Source organism: Pseudomonas sp. PA-1-6B (assembly GCF_021609545.1).
Taxonomy (GTDB): Bacteria; Pseudomonadota; Gammaproteobacteria; order Pseudomonadales; family Pseudomonadaceae; genus Aquipseudomonas; species Aquipseudomonas fluorescens_BV.
The window spans coordinates 134,813-148,928 of record NZ_WJZM01000002.1 but is presented as its reverse complement, the minus strand read 5'-3'; the positions used below and the strand labels follow the sequence as shown (position 1 = coordinate 148,928).

The following is a 14,116-nucleotide window of genomic DNA, read 5'->3' as shown; positions in this document are numbered from 1 at the left end:
CCATCTCAGGTCAGAATCTCCCGCCATCTTTTCACGCCAGAAATTACCCAGACAAAAAAACGCCCCCAGCCAAAAAAATCAGGCTGGAGGCGCCGCGTATGCCGCGAGACGGTTCAGGAAACTGGGGTCAAACGGCGATGCCCTTGCGGCATTGCACTTGAGCGGTACGCACCCGAGAAAAAGCGCGGGCAAGCCGAAGAAGCATTTCGTCGATATGGGTTTTGCTGATGTTCAGCGCAGGGGTAAAGCGCAGGCAGTCAGGTTGCGCGGCAGTGAGAATCAAGCCTTCGTGCAGCGCGGCCTTGACCACTGCAGCGGCGCAATCGTCCGACAGTGTCAGGCCCCAAAGCAGCCCGTTGCCGCGCAAGGGGCCATGGCCGTAACGGTAGGCCAGGCGGGCAAGGCCTTCTGCCAGGTACAAGCCCGATTCACGTAGGTGCTCGAGAAAGCCGTTCTCCAATAGAGCGTCGAGTACTGCGATACCCGCAGATGCCATCAGTGCATTGCCATGATGTGTACCGTCCAGCTCGCCCGGTTCGAAGCAACAGGCAGTGCCACGCGCCAGCAGCGCCGCCAGGGGCACGCCGCCGCCCAGGCCTTTGCCCAGGGCAATGATGTCGGCGCGCACGCCGTATTGCTGTTCGGCGAGCAAGCTGCCGCAGCGGCCGATACCGGTTTGCACTTCGTCGAAGATCAGCAGGATCCCCAGCTCACGACACAGGCGTTCGACGCCCTTGAGGTAATGTTCTGTCGCAGGGAGGACACCGCCGCCGCTTTGTATCGGCTCCAGCATGATGGCGACGGTCTGCGCATCGACCGCTGCATGCAGGGCCGGCAGATCGTTAAACGGCACTTGGCTGAAACCTGGCAACTGCGGTTCGAATCGGTTTTCGCAGGCCACGGCCGACGCCGACATCGCCCCCAGGCTCCGCCCATGACAGCCATTGTTTACGGTGATGATGTGGTAAGCGCCACTGCGATGCAGTTGGCCCCACTTGCGTGCCAACTTGATGGCCGCTTCACAGGCTTCGGCACCGCTGTTGAGCAAATAGGCCTGGTCGCTGCAGGTGTGGTGGCACAGACGATCGACAAGATCCAGTTGCGCGCGGTTGTGCAAACCCAGGCCAGGGTTGATCACGGTGTGCATCTGTTCGGCAATGGCGTCGCGTACGGCCTGGGGACTGTGACCCAGGCTGTTGGCGCCGCCGCCTTGACTGAAATCCAGATAAGCGCGGTCGTCAGCGTCCGACAGCCAGGAACCCTGCCCCTGCACAAACACCTGGGGCGGGCGCGCCACAGTGGGCATCAGGCACTGGCTGGAAACATCTGCACGCGGGGCATGCACAACCAGGTCATCCAGACTCGGCGCGCAGCGACGGAACAAGTTCACACTTCACCCCCGCTGGCAACCTGACCTTGGTCGATGCCACCTGCCAATGAGGCCTTCAGATTTTTTGCCTTGCCTATGTAAACGCTATCAACAAAAACGCTGTTCATTGTCCGATCCGGCCCTGTAAGCCCTGCGAATAGGCGCTAGACTAGGCGCCTCGGGGGCCAGCGGCCATTTCGATTTTCCAGCTTTTTCGATAAGCAAACCTTATGGATTTCAAGCAACTGCGTTATTTCGTCGCGGTGTATGAGGAAGGCCACGTAGGCCGTGCCGCGGAGCGTCTGTCGATCTCCCAGCCAGCGCTGTCGCAACAGGTTCGCCAACTGGAACAGAACCTCGACGTCAGCCTGTTCGAACGCAGCAGCAAGCGCCTGTTGCCGACCCTGGCGGCCCACACCTTATACAACCACGCATTACCGCTCATTGATGGTATGCAGCAAGCCGTCGAGGCACTGCGCAATTTCAAGGGCCAGGCCATGCGCACCCTGGCCATCGGCGTGCTGCAAACCGTGCACACCAGCCTGGTGCCGCAGATGCTTGAGCGCGTGCGCAAGGCCCAGCCCCATCTGGTGGTGCAGATCTACGAATTGACCGGGCTTGAGATTGAGCGGCGGTTGCTCAATGGCTCACTCGATATTGGCATCAGCTACCTGCCACCCCGTCAGCCGGGCCTGCACGGCGTGCTGCTGTATGAAGACGAGTTGAAGGTGGTGATACCCGAAGATCATCCGTTGCGCGAGTTCAAGAAAGTCTCGCTCAAACAAGCCGCCGAGTTACCGATGTTGCTGCTGGGGGAAGAGTTTCAGGTTCGGCAGATCTGGCAAGGCCAACTGTCCAACCTCGGGCGGCGTCCGCAAGTGCAGGCGGAGCTCAATACTATGGTGGGCATTCTCGACAGCCTGCCTCACACTCGCTTGGCGACGGTGCTGCCTGGGCGCTCCCAGGACGAACACAATAGCAAGGCACTGCTGTGGAAACCCTTGAGCGAGCCCAGGGTGCCGCTGAAAGTGGGGTTGGTATGCCGCGATGTGCAACGCCAGCAGGCGACGGTGGCGTTGCTGCGCACCCTGCTGGAAGACGTGATGAATGCCCCGCCGGCAACCGCCTGACTTTTTCGCGGGCAAAAGAAAACCCCGCCGAAGCGGGGCTTTGCAGACTGTTTCCCTGACATCCATTTCACTCCGCCGTCCTGGCAGAATCCTACGTGTCCGTGTTGTTGCTTTGCGCTTCCTGCGCGACGTCCATGTGAAGTAGATTAGCCGTGGATCCAATATGGCGATAGAGGACGATTAGCAGCACGTCATGTAAGAGAATGCTTACACGCCCTCCTCCCCCTTAAAACAGGGCTTCATCCATCAGGAACAGTGATTCGCTACCGGCTTTTACCGACGCACTCAACGAGTGGATACGCGGCAACAGACGGGCAAAGTAGAAACGCGCAGTCCCCAGTTTGCTGGCGTAGAAATCCTCTTCGCCTTCCTTGCCCAACGCCGCCTTGGCCATGCGTGCCCACATATAGGCATAGGCCATGTAGCCGAAGGCATGCAGGTATTCCACCGAGGCTGCGCCGATTTCATTAGGATTGCTCTTGGCGCGGTCCAGCACCCAGGCCGTCAGCTCATCCAGGTTACCTACTGCCACACCCAGCGGCTTGGTGAACTCGGCCAACTCAGGGCCCGATGCGGCGATGAACTGTCGGATCTCATCGGCGAACAAGGTATAGAACGCACCGCCGCTGCCGACGATCTTGCGCCCCATCAGATCCAGGGCCTGAATGCCGTTGGTACCTTCGTAGATCTGGGTGATGCGCACGTCACGCACCAATTGCTCCTGGCCCCACTCGCGGATGTAACCGTGACCACCAAACACCTGCTGGCCGAGTACGGTGGTTTCCAGGCCCAGGTCGGTGAGGAATGCCTTGGCAACTGGCGTCAACAACGCCACCAGGTTATCGGCACGCTCGCGCGCCTGCGCATCGTCGCTGAACTTGGCGATGTCCAACTGCGTCGCCACGTAGGTGGAAAACGCCCGGCCGCCTTCGTTCGCCGCCTTCATGGTCAGCAACATGCGACGGACATCCGGATGCACGATGATCGGGTCTGCCGGCTTGTCCTTGGCCTGTGCGCCTAGCGGGGAACGGCTCTGCAGACGGTCACGGGCATATTCAATCGCGTTCTGATAGGACCGCTCGCCAGAAGCCAGGCCCTGAATGCCAACACCCAGGCGCTCATAGTTCATCATGGTGAACATCGCAGCCAAGCCACGGTTGGGCTCACCGACCAGGTAACCCACGGCTTCGTCGAAGTTCATCACACAGGTGGCGGAGGCCTGGATGCCCATCTTGTGTTCAATGGAGCCGCAGTTCACCGGGTTACGCGCGCCCAGGCTGCCATCGGCATTTACCAGGAACTTCGGCACCAGGAACAGCGAGATGCCCTTGGGCCCGGCCGGTGCGTCCGGCAGTTTGGCCAGCACCAGGTGGATGATATTTTCAGTGAGGTCATGCTCGCCACCGGTGATGAAGATCTTGGTGCCGCTGACCTTGTAGGAGCCGTCCGCCTGAGGCTCGGCCTTGGTGCGGATCATCCCCAGGTCGGTACCGGCATGGGCTTCCGTCAGGCACATGGAACCGGCCCACTCACCCGAATACATCTTCGGCAGGTAGGTGGCCTTGAGTTCTTCACTGGCGTGGGTGTTGATCGATACACAGGCACCGGAGGTCAACATCGGGTACAGGCCGAAAGCCAGGCTCGACGAGTTGATCATCTCTTCAACCTGCGCCGACACCGCCTTGGGCATGCCCATGCCGCCGTAGGTCGGGTCGCCGCCCACGCCTACCCAGCCGCCTTCGGCGTAGGTGCTGTAGGCCTGGGGAAAACCGTCGGGAGTCGTCACGGCGCCGTCCACCCAGTGGCAGCCTTGCTCATCGCCGCCGCGGCTGAGCGGGGCAATGGATTTGGCGGTGACTTTGCCGGCCTCTTCCAGGATCGCTTCGACGGTTTCGGCGTCAACGCTGTCTGCCAATGCCGGTAACTGGGCCCAAGTATTAGCGACCTCAAACACTTCGTTGAGGACGAAGCGCATATCACGCAACGGCGCTTTGTAATCAGCCATGGCAAACCTCGTGAGAACGTGAAAAGTGATTCGATAGGATCGGTTTTACAGACGCCGAGTGTACCCGAACAACTTTTAAGACACATAGGGTCCGTTCGTGACCGTTAAGTATTTATAAGTCACACAAACCAATTGTGGGAGCGGGTTTGCTCGCGAATGCGGCGTGTCAGTCGGTACATCTTTGACTGGATCAGCGCATTCGCGGGCAAGCCCGCTCCCACATTTTGACCCCGAGCAATCAGTGACCTCTACAGTGCGAAGGCCTGCGCTGGTAATTTCATCAGGCATTCGCTCCCTGCCTCTACCGCAGCACGGTGCATGGCCGTACGCGGCAACAAGCGCTTGAAATAAAAGTCGCAGGTCGCAAGCTTCGCCTGGGCAAACCCTTGGTCGTCCTGGCCGTGCGCCGCGATCGCCATGCGCAACCACAGGTAGGCGAGGATGATGTAACCGCTGTACATCAGGTAATCCATGGCCGCCGCGCCCACTTCATCAGGGTTTTTCATCGCCGCCGTGCCGACCTTCAAGGTCAGTTCGCCCCATTGCTGGTTCAGTTCATTGAGTTGCGCCACATGAGCCTTGAGTTGCGCATGCTCGGCATTGGCCGCGCAGAACTTATGCACAATCTTGGTAAACCCACGCAGCAACTTGCCCTGGCTGCCCAGCACCTTGCGCCCGAGCAGGTCCAGGGCCTGGATGCCGTTGGTGCCTTCATAGATCGGCGCAATCCGTGCGTCACGGGCCAGTTGCTCCATGCCCCACTCGCGAATATATCCATGGCCGCCGAATACCTGCATGCCGTGGTTGGTCACCTCCAGGCCGGTTTCGGTCATGAAGGCTTTACAGATCGGCGTGAGGAAGGCCAACAGGTCCTCGGCTTCCTGGCGTTGGCCAGCGTCGCTGCCAAGGTGCGCGGTATCGAGCAGTTGCGCGGTGAAATAGGTCAACGCGCGGTTGCCCTCGTTGAAAGCCTTCATGGCCAGCAGCATGCGGCGTACATCGGCGTGCACGATGATCGGGTCGGCGGCTTTCTCCGGGGCCTTGGCACCGGTCAGCGAGCGCATCTGCAAGCGGTCGTTGGCGTACTTGATCGCGCCCTGGAAGCTCGCTTCACCGTTGCACAGGCCCTGCATTCCCGTGCCCAGGCGGGCGTGGTTCATCATGGTGAACATGCAGTTGAGGCCCTTGTTCGCCTCGCCAATCAAATAGCCTTTGGCGCCATCGAAGTTCAACACGCAGGTGGCAGAGGCTTTGATGCCCATCTTGTGTTCGATGGAGCCGCAGTGCACCGCATTGCGCTCGCCGGAGTCGGCATGGAACTTGGGCACGATAAACAACGAGATGCCCTTGGTACCCGCCGGCGCGTCCGGCAGCTTGGCCAGCACCAAGTGGATGATATTGGCGCTCATGTCGTGCTCGCCGGCCGAGATGAAGATCTTGCTGCCGGTGACCGCGTAACTGCCGTCCGCCTGAGGCACGGCGCGGGTCTTGATCAAGCCCAGGTCAGTGCCGCAGTGGGCTTCGGTCAGGCACATGGTGCCCGTCCATTCGCCAGCAGTGAGCTTGCTCAGGTAGGTGGCTTTCTGTTCGTCGGTGCCGTGGGCGTGGATGGCCGACATCGCACCGTGGGTCAGGCCCGGGTACATGCCCCAGGAGGTGTTGCTGGAGCCAATCATCTCGCTCAGCACCAGGCCCAGGGAATGGGGCAGGCCCTGGCCACCGTAGGCCGGGTCTGCCGCCACGCCGTGCCAGCCGCCTTCCACATACTGGGCAAAGGCTTGCTTGAAGCCTTTGGGAGTGGTCACCACGCCATTATCGAAATGGCAGCCCTCTTCATCGCCGCTGCGATTGAGCGGCGCGAGTACGTTTTCGCAGAACCTGGCGCCTTCTTCGAGGATCGCACTGACCATGTCCGGGCTGGCATCCGTGGCGCCCAGGGCCGCGTAGTGGCCGTGGAAATCGAATACGGTGTCGATCAGAAAGCGCATGTCGCGCAGGGGAGCTTTGTACTCAGGCATGGCAATGTCTCCGGCAGCAGATAGGGTTAACCTACTGCCGGCCATGGCCGTGGACAATCACTGTAGCGCTGCTGAATACACCGCCATTACTCAACCGGCAGCGCTCTCCATGCGCACCGCGCCACGGCGGGTTTGCCCGGCTGCGACCACACAGTTACGCCCCGCCCCCTTGGCGGTGTAAAGCGCCTGGTCGGCGGATTTGAGCACCTCGTCGGGGCTGCGTTGCTCGGCCTGGCGCTCGGCCACGCCGATGCTTACCGTCACCGACACACTGGACGCGCCGCTGCCCGCACGGCGCTGGCGGCCTTGATGGTCGTCCTGGGGGCGGTCCGGGTTGCGCAACTTGATGTCGTAGCTGGCGATGATCTCGCGGATCTCCTCCAGGTGCGGCATGCACTCATCCAGGGTCTTGCCGGCAAACACCACGGCAAACTCTTCACCGCCGTAACGGTAGGCCCGCCCGCCGCCGTTGACCTTGGACAGCTTGCTCGCCACCAGGCGCAGCACCTGGTCGCCCACATCGTGGCCGTGGGTGTCATTGAAACGCTTGAAGTGATCGACGTCGCTCATCGCCAGCACATAGTTGCGCCCCAGCCGCTGCATACGCTCGTTGAGCGCACGTCGCCCCGGCAAGCCGGTGAGCTCATCACGAAACGCCATTTGATACGCCTCGTGCGCCACCCCCGCAGCGATCATCAGCATCACCTGGCTGCACATGATGTTGAGGGTGAACGGTAGGATGAAGGTTTGCGGCAACATCCAGAACATGCCCAGCAACCCCACCAGTTGTGCGGCGTGCAGCGGGCGCGGCTGGTACCAGTATTGGGCGGCCAGGGTGAGAAAGCCGATCAGGAACATCGGATAGGAAAGTTGGATCAGGCTCATCCAGGCGCCATGCAGCATCGGCCAACGGATCTCCGCCAACCAGCCCAGCAAAGCCTGGGGAAAACTCTGCTCCAGGGCCAGCGCCACACTGCCCACCGCCAGCAGCACCGCGCAGCGGGCGACGAAGTCGCGGAACAGATGGGTCTTTTCCTGCCACAGCGCATAAATGCTGAACAGCAAGGGCAATAGCAGGCAGCACAGGTGGAACACCACCGCAGCGTCTTCACGCACGCGGCCATTGTCCCGGTAGAAGTCGGTCTGGGTATCCAGCAGGTAATAGGCGACGTAAACCGTGACCATCAAGAACAGTTCACGCTGGCGTCGATACACCGCGCAGTAGGCGCCGCCGAGCAACAGCACCAGGGTAGGCAGCACGTTGAACAGCGAGGTGAAGAAGACGCTGAGGTCCTTGACGTACGCAGCCGAGAGCCCGGCCAGCAACAGCAGCAGCGAAGGGAGAAAATGGCTGAAACGTACAGCGGACACGCGTGACAAGGGTAAAGCTCCGACCCGCTAACAAATAATGGCACTGTGCCGCTAAGCGATCAGTTAAGCACAACCGACCGAGCATGTATCACATTGCCATCACTGTAACGGCAGCTCATCATAATCCCTGAGTGCAGGACTGCGGTTTTTTAGACGCGCTCCCACACAAATGCAAAAAAACCGCCGCATCCCGAGGGAGGCGGCGGTTTCTAGAAGAACCTGGTAAGGCTTAGTAAGCCAGGCCGAAATCTTCTTCTTTCATGTCCATCAGGTTGTTGGCGCCCGACAGCATGGTTGCCACGTGGGTGCGGGTACGCGGCAGGATGCGCTGGAAGTAGAAGCGTGCAGTCTGCAGCTTGGCGGTGTAAAACGCCTCTTCGCTGGTGCCGGCGGCCAGTTTCTCGGCAGCCAGGCGTGCCATGTCGGCCCAGAAGTAAGCCAGGCAGGCGTAGCCGGAGTACATCAGGTAGTCCACCGAGGCAGCACCGACTTCTTCACGGTCTTTCATCGCGGCCATGCCGACCTTCATGGTCAACTCGCCCCACTCTTTGTTCAGTGCCGCCAGCGGTGCAACGAACTCTTTAACCGCGTCGTTACCTTCGTTGGCCTGGCAGAACTTGTGCACGATCTTGGTGAAGCCCTTGAGCGCTTCGCCTTGGGTCATCAGCACTTTACGGCCGAGCAGGTCCAGCGCCTGGATGCCGGTGGTGCCTTCGTACAGCATAGAAATGCGGCTGTCGCGAACGTTCTGCTCCATGCCCCACTCAGCGATAAAGCCGTGGCCACCGTAGATCTGCACGCCGTGGTTGGCCGATTCAAAACCGACTTCGGTCATGAATGCCTTGGCGATCGGGGTCATGAAGGCCAGCAGGGCATCTGCCTGTTTCTTGGCTTCGTCGTCGGTGCCGTACTTGACGATGTCCACTTGCTTGGCGGTGAAGTACACCATCGCACGGTTACCTTCGGCGAAGGCTTTCATGGTCAGTAACATGCGGCGTACATCAGGGTGCACGATGATCGGGTCAGCGGCTTTGTCCGGCGCTTTCGGGCCGGTCAGGGAGCGCATTTGCAGGCGATCACGCGCATATTTCAAGCCGCCCTGGAAACCGATCTCGGCGTGAGCCAGGCCTTGCAGCGCGGTGCCCAGGCGAGCGGTGTTCATGAAGGTGAACATGCAGTTCAGGCCTTTGTTCGCCGGGCCGATCAGGAAACCGGTGGCCGCGTCGAAGTTCATCACGCAGGTGGCGTTGCCGTGGATACCCATTTTGTGTTCCAGGGAACCACAGGTGACCGCGTTGCGCTCGCCCACCGAGCCATCGGCGTTAGGCAGGAACTTGGGCACGATAAACAGCGAGATGCCTTTGGTGCCGGCCGGTGCATCCGGCAGGCGGGCCAGTACGATGTGGACGATGTTGTCGGCCATGTCGTGTTCGCCGGCCGAGATGAAGATCTTGGTACCGGAGACTTTGTAGGAGCCGTCAGCCTGAGGCTCGGCCTTGGTGCGCAGCATGCCCAGGTCGGTGCCGCAGTGTGGCTCGGTCAGGCACATGGTGCCGGTCCATTCGCCCGACACCAGTTTGGTCAGGTAAGCCTCTTGCTGCTCGGGGGTGCCGTGTTCGGAAATAGTGTTCATCGCGCCATGGGACAGGCCCGGGTACATGCCCCATGACCAGTTGGCTTCGCCGACCATTTCGCTCACGGCCAGGCCCAGGGATTCCGGCAGGCCTTGGCCACCATGCTCCACGTCGTGGGCCAGGCTTGGCCAGCCGCCTTCGACGAATTGTTTGTAGGCTTCTTTGAAGCCCGCTGGGGTCTTAACGCCTGACTCACTCCAGGTACACCCTTCGATGTCGCCCACGCGGTTCAACGGTGCCAGCACTTGCTCACAGAACTTGGCGCCTTCTTCGAGGATGGCGTCGACCATGTCCGGGGTAGCGTCCTGGCAAGCCGGCAGGCTCTGATAGTGCGCTTCATAACCGAGCAGTTCGTCACGAACGAAGCGAATATCACGCAAGGGGGCCTTGTAGTCAGGCATAGCGATAAACCTCTGCTGATGTAACTGGGATGAACAACCGCATGGATTTTTTATGGCGGTCAAACAGGTGTTTGAAACATACGTTTACGACCCAGGGTTGTCAAGCGTCGGCCAGATGCCGTTTGTCTTGACGCAGGTCAGCCAGGCACGGCGAGGCCTGCGGCGGGGGATGCCTCATGATTCAAGGAAGGTAAAAGTACAGAGCAGAATGTCGCAGAACGACTGTGGGAGCTGGCTTGCCTGCGATGCAGGCGCCATGGTGTATCAGGCAGTACGCGTTGATGCTATCGCAGGCAAGCCAGCTCCCACAGAGAGAAGCGGGCGTACGATAGAGAAGTTAAGCGTAGGTATCGATCAACGTACCGCGCATTTCGTCCGAAGCCTTGGCGACTTTCGCCCCCAGCTCGATTTGAAACTTGCCCTGGGCCATTTCCACCATGTTGCTCGCCGAATTGGACGCTTGGGCACGGTCATTGGCTTGCAGACGGTCGCTTTGCGCGGCCGATGGCTGGGTGGTCGCGGCGCTGGCAATCTTGCCGGCCGCCTGGTCGACACGGTTCTGCCCGGTCTGAATGCTGCTCAGGCCCGAATAAAACGCGCTGCTTCCAGAGATTTCCATGGCGTAAGCCTGCCTTTAGAGAATCGTGAAGCCCGATTGAACCAGACATCCTGGCAAAAGGCCCGTCAAAAACACTAATGGCATATTGCCTTGGCGATAGCCAAAATCAGTCAAGCAGGTCCAGTTCCAAGTACTCGGCCACCGCGCCAGCCCCGGCGTGCTTGAGTTTCGGCACTCGCCCCAGGCAAGGCGCGGGCAGGCGCTCAGCCAGGGTGGCGAGGTTTTCTTCCAGACGAGAGGTCTTGGGGTCGATGATATTTGCCACCCAGCCCGCCAGCGGCAAGCCATCCCGTGCGATGGCTTCGGCGGTGAGCAACGCGTGGCTGATGCACCCAAGGCGCACGCCTACCACCAGGATCACCGGCAGTTTGAGCGCCATGGCCAGGTCCGACAGGTTGGCCTGGTCGGCCAAGGGCACGCGCCAACCGCCTGCCCCTTCGATCAAGGTGAAGTCCGCGCCCCGTGCCAGGATCTGCTGCATCGGCTTGAGCAGCGATTGCACCGTGAGCCCGACGCCCGCCTCGCGCGCTGCCAGATGCGGCGCGATAGCTGGCTCGAAGGCCACCGGGTTGACCTCGGCATAACTGAGCGGCACTGAACACTCGGCCAGCAACGCCAAGGCATCGGCATTGCGCAGGCCCTGGGCCGTCAGTTGGCAGCCCGACGCCACCGGCTTTCCGGCGGCCGTGCTTTTGCCGGAAAGCCTGGCCGCATGCAACAGGCCGGCGGCGATGGTGGTCTTGCCAACATCGGTGTCTGTACCGGTGATGAAGTAAGCGGCGCTCATAACGGTTTCTCCAGTACGGCATACACCACTTGGTACGTGGCGGGCAGGCCCTGGGCCTGGCGGAACTGCTCGTAGGCCTCTACCAACGCGACAATCCGCGCACGGCCCGTCAACCCTCCCGGGCGGCCTGGGTTGAGGTTGTGGGCGCCCAATGCCTTGAGCTCATGGGTCAGGCTGCGCACATCCGGGTAATGCAATACGTGGGGCTGTCGCTCCAGGCTGATCACGCGCAAGCCACTGGCCGCACACCGTTGCTGATAAACCTCGAAGGTGCGGAAGCGATTGACGTGGACCAGCCCGTCCGCCGCCCGCCAACTCTCGCGCAACTCATCCAGGGTGCCTACGCACAGGCTGGCAAAGGCCAGCACGCCACCTGGTCGCAGCACACGCCGGGCTTCGCTGAGCACCGCATCAAAATGGGCACACCACTGTACCGCGAGGCTGGAGAAGAGCAGCTCAACGCTGTCAGCTGTAAGCGGCAAGCGTTCTGCATCACCGGCTATAAAGTGCGCGGCGCCGCCCAGTGGACGCGCGTGGTTGAGCATGCCCTCGGCAATGTCCAGCGCCACACCCTGGCTACCGGGCAAACGCTCGCCCAGTACGCGGCTGAAGTAGCCCGTGCCGCAGCCCATGTCCAGCCAACGCTGTGGCGCCAGGCCGTGAGGCAAACGGCTGAGCAGTTCATGCCCGACCGCACGCTGCAACTCGGCCACGCTGTCGTAACTGGCCGCCGCACGGGAGAACGAGGCCGCGACCTGGCGCTTGTCCGGCAAGCCCCCTGGCAAGGGCGGGTGGGATAGGTCAGTCATCGACACACTCATGCAAAAAAGCCTGGATGGCCCCGGCAACTCCGTGAGGGTCTTCCAGAAGAAACGCGTGACCGGCCTGTTCAATCAGGCCGATTTCTACATCGGGGAGCAAGGCCAGCAGGTCACTGGCGGCTTCGGCAGGCACCAGCCCATCCAGGCCGGCAAACAGGTGCAACTGCGGCCCACGAAAGGCCTGCAAGGCCGCCCGCGTATCCAGTTGGGCCAACAGTTCCAGGCCGGGCATCAAGACGCTGGGGGAAGTATTCGGCGCACCGCTGACCAACAACCGCGACAAGCCGCGCGGGTCTTCGGCACCCTTGGCGCACAACAGCCCAAAGCGCTTGAGCGTGACCTGGGAATCGGCATGGCAGCCGGCCAGAAATGCGTCGAAGGTTTCCGCAGGCATCCCATGGGGCCAGCCGTCATGGGCGACGAAACACGGGTTGCTCGCCAGAGTCAGCAAGCCACAGCACCGCTCGCCACGGCGTGCCGCCAACTCGGACGCGAGCATGCCGCCCAGCGACCAGCCCCCGAGCCAGGCATTGTCCGGCAGCGTCGCATCGAGCTCATCGAGCCATTCACCGAGTTCGCTGGCCTGCAGCGCCGGCAAGGGTTCGATCTGTACCTGCAAGTGCTCGTTCAGGCCGTGCAGCGCAGCGGCCAACGGTTCCAGCGGTGACACACCCAGGCCCCAGCCCGGTAGCAGGATCAGTCGATTACGCATAGCCGGGCTCCGAGGCGTCTAACAAACGAAAACACGCTTGCAACCCATCTAACAATAGCTGCACCTGCGCCTCGCTGTGGGCCGCCGTCAATGTCACCCGTAGACGGGCACTGCCGGCGGGCACGGTCGGTGGGCGAATGGCAGTCACCATCAAGCCACGCTCGCGCAGCATCTGCGAGAGGCGCAGTGCCCGGGCGCTGTCGCCAATCAGGATCGGTTGGATCGGCGTAAAGCTGTCCATCAACGCCAGGCCTATCTGCTCGGCGCCGCGACGGAACTGGCGGATCAACGCGTTGAGGTGCTCGCGTCGCCAATGTTCGCTGCGCAGCAGTTCCAGGCTTTTGAGGGTGGCGCAGGCCAGTGCCGGTGGTTGGCTGGTGGTGTAGATATACGGGCGTGCGAATTGGATCAGGCTCTCGATCAAGTCCTCACTGCCGGCCACGAAGGCCCCGGCGGTGCCGAACGCTTTGCCCAAGGTGCCAACCAGCACGGGCACGTCCTCCTGGCTCAAGCCGAAATGTTCGACGATGCCGCCGCCATTGGCGCCCAGCGGGCCGAAGCCATGGGCGTCATCCACCATCAGCCAGGCACCTTTGGCCTTGGTTTCACGGGCCAGCGCGGGCAGGTCGGCGAGGTCGCCGTCCATGCTGAACACACCGTCGGTGACCACCAAGGTATTGCCGGTGGCTTTCTCCAGGCGCTTGGCCAGGCTGCCCGCGTCGTTATGCAGATAGCGGTTGAAACGCGCACCGGACAGCAAACCGGCATCCAGCAAGGACGCGTGGTTAAGCCGGTCTTCCAGTACCGTATCGCCCTGCCCCACCAGCGCCGTGACCGCGCCGAGGTTGGCCATGTAGCCAGTGGTGAACAGCAAGGCACGCGGGCGACCGGTCAAGTCAGCCAGGGCTTCTTCCAGCTCATGGTGCGGTGTGGCGTGGCCCACCACCAAGTGCGAAGCGCCACCGCCCACGCCCCAGCGGGACGCACCGGCGCGCCAGGCTTCGATCACTTGCGGGTGATTGGCCAGGCCGAGGTAATCGTTGTTGCAGAAGGCCAACAACGGTTGCCCGTCCACCACCACGTGCGGGCCTTGGGGGCTCTGCAGCAAGGGGCGCTGGCGGTAAAGATGGTCGGCACGGCGGGCAGCGAGGCGCGCGGCGAGATCGAAAGACATGCTGGCCTCGATTTAACAGGTTCAACTCAATCCAATGGGGGAGCTGGCTTGCCTGCGATAGAGGTCCTTCTGACA

11 protein-coding genes are annotated in these 14,116 nt (G+C 61.5%); 1 reads left to right on the top strand and 10 read right to left on the bottom strand.

What is annotated here, in order from left to right; all coding sequences use genetic code 11:
• Positions 1-127: 127 nt before the first annotated feature.
• Positions 128-1,390: an aspartate aminotransferase family protein gene (locus GIV35_RS02225; protein WP_236264061.1), complete on the bottom strand. Its 1,263-nt coding sequence runs from the start codon at positions 1,388-1,390 to the stop codon at positions 128-130.
• A 209-nt stretch (positions 1,391-1,599) separates the two neighbouring features.
• On the opposite strand from GIV35_RS02225, the gene GIV35_RS02220 reads away from it, so the two are divergent.
• Positions 1,600-2,499, top strand: coding sequence for a LysR family transcriptional regulator (locus GIV35_RS02220; RefSeq protein WP_105228761.1), 900 nt, complete (start codon positions 1,600-1,602; stop codon positions 2,497-2,499).
• A 226-nt stretch (positions 2,500-2,725) separates the two neighbouring features.
• Here GIV35_RS02220 and GIV35_RS02215 read toward each other — a convergent pair whose 3' ends face one another.
• The 9 genes from GIV35_RS02215 to bioF all read right to left on the bottom strand — a co-directional run bounded on the left by GIV35_RS02215 (position 2,726) and on the right by bioF (position 14,041).
• The gene (locus tag GIV35_RS02215) at positions 2,726-4,504 is read right to left on the bottom strand and encodes an acyl-CoA dehydrogenase C-terminal domain-containing protein (RefSeq protein WP_105228762.1); all 1,779 of its coding nucleotides are present in this window, start codon (positions 4,502-4,504) and stop codon (positions 2,726-2,728) included.
• Positions 4,505-4,752: 248 nt separating this feature from the next.
• Entirely contained in the window at positions 4,753-6,522 is a 1,770-nt protein-coding gene (locus GIV35_RS02210; RefSeq protein WP_236264063.1) for an acyl-CoA dehydrogenase C-terminal domain-containing protein, read from the bottom strand.
• 90 nt (positions 6,523-6,612) lie between these two features.
• The gene (locus tag GIV35_RS02205) at positions 6,613-7,902 is read right to left on the bottom strand and encodes a GGDEF domain-containing protein (protein WP_034128844.1); all 1,290 of its coding nucleotides are present in this window, start codon (positions 7,900-7,902) and stop codon (positions 6,613-6,615) included.
• A gap of 220 nt (positions 7,903-8,122) precedes the next feature.
• Positions 8,123-9,928, bottom strand: a complete 1,806-nt coding sequence (locus tag GIV35_RS02200; protein ID WP_034128845.1) for a phenylacyl-CoA dehydrogenase — start codon at positions 9,926-9,928, stop codon at positions 8,123-8,125.
• Between the two features lie 337 nt (positions 9,929-10,265).
• Positions 10,266-10,547 (bottom strand): pyrroloquinoline quinone biosynthesis protein PqqE, encoded by a 282-nt coding sequence (locus tag GIV35_RS02195; RefSeq protein ID WP_236264065.1) that lies wholly within the window; start codon positions 10,545-10,547, stop codon positions 10,266-10,268.
• 106 nt (positions 10,548-10,653) lie between these two features.
• Positions 10,654-11,334 carry a dethiobiotin synthase gene (gene bioD, locus GIV35_RS02190; RefSeq protein ID WP_034128848.1) on the bottom strand — a complete coding sequence of 227 codons (681 nt, stop codon included), beginning with the start codon at positions 11,332-11,334 and terminating at the stop codon, positions 10,654-10,656.
• Positions 11,331-12,143 (bottom strand): malonyl-ACP O-methyltransferase BioC, encoded by an 813-nt coding sequence (bioC, locus tag GIV35_RS02185; RefSeq protein WP_096144778.1) that lies wholly within the window; start codon positions 12,141-12,143, stop codon positions 11,331-11,333. Before bioC ends, bioD begins: the two co-directional genes overlap by 4 nt.
• Positions 12,136-12,867 carry an alpha/beta fold hydrolase gene (locus GIV35_RS02180; protein ID WP_014720207.1) on the bottom strand — a complete coding sequence of 244 codons (732 nt, stop codon included), beginning with the start codon at positions 12,865-12,867 and terminating at the stop codon, positions 12,136-12,138. The genes bioC and GIV35_RS02180 overlap by 8 nt, the downstream gene beginning before the upstream one ends.
• Positions 12,860-14,041 (bottom strand): 8-amino-7-oxononanoate synthase, encoded by a 1,182-nt coding sequence (gene bioF / locus GIV35_RS02175; protein WP_105228764.1) that lies wholly within the window; start codon positions 14,039-14,041, stop codon positions 12,860-12,862. The genes GIV35_RS02180 and bioF overlap by 8 nt, the downstream gene beginning before the upstream one ends.
• Positions 14,042-14,116 lie beyond the last annotated feature (75 nt).

Bases quoted from the DNA above. Each gene is read 5' to 3' on its own strand.
- GIV35_RS02200 (WP_034128845.1), bottom strand. From the start codon at position 9,928: ATGCCTGACTACAAGGCCCCCTTGCGTGATATTCGCTTCGTTCGTGAC.
- GIV35_RS02210 (WP_236264063.1), bottom strand. From the start codon at position 6,522: ATGCCTGAGTACAAAGCTCCCCTGCGCGACATGCGCTTTCTGATCGAC.
- bioD (WP_034128848.1), bottom strand. From the start codon at position 11,334: ATGAGCGCCGCTTACTTCATCACCGGTACAGACACCGATGTTGGCAAG.
- GIV35_RS02215 (WP_105228762.1), bottom strand. From the start codon at position 4,504: ATGGCTGATTACAAAGCGCCGTTGCGTGATATGCGCTTCGTCCTCAAC.
- bioF (WP_105228764.1), bottom strand. From the start codon at position 14,041: ATGTCTTTCGATCTCGCCGCGCGCCTCGCTGCCCGCCGTGCCGACCAT.
- GIV35_RS02195 (WP_236264065.1), bottom strand. From the start codon at position 10,547: ATGGAAATCTCTGGAAGCAGCGCGTTTTATTCGGGCCTGAGCAGCATT.
- GIV35_RS02180 (WP_014720207.1), bottom strand. From the start codon at position 12,867: ATGCGTAATCGACTGATCCTGCTACCGGGCTGGGGCCTGGGTGTGTCA.
- bioC (WP_096144778.1), bottom strand. From the start codon at position 12,143: ATGACTGACCTATCCCACCCGCCCTTGCCAGGGGGCTTGCCGGACAAG.
- GIV35_RS02220 (WP_105228761.1), top strand. From the start codon at position 1,600: ATGGATTTCAAGCAACTGCGTTATTTCGTCGCGGTGTATGAGGAAGGC.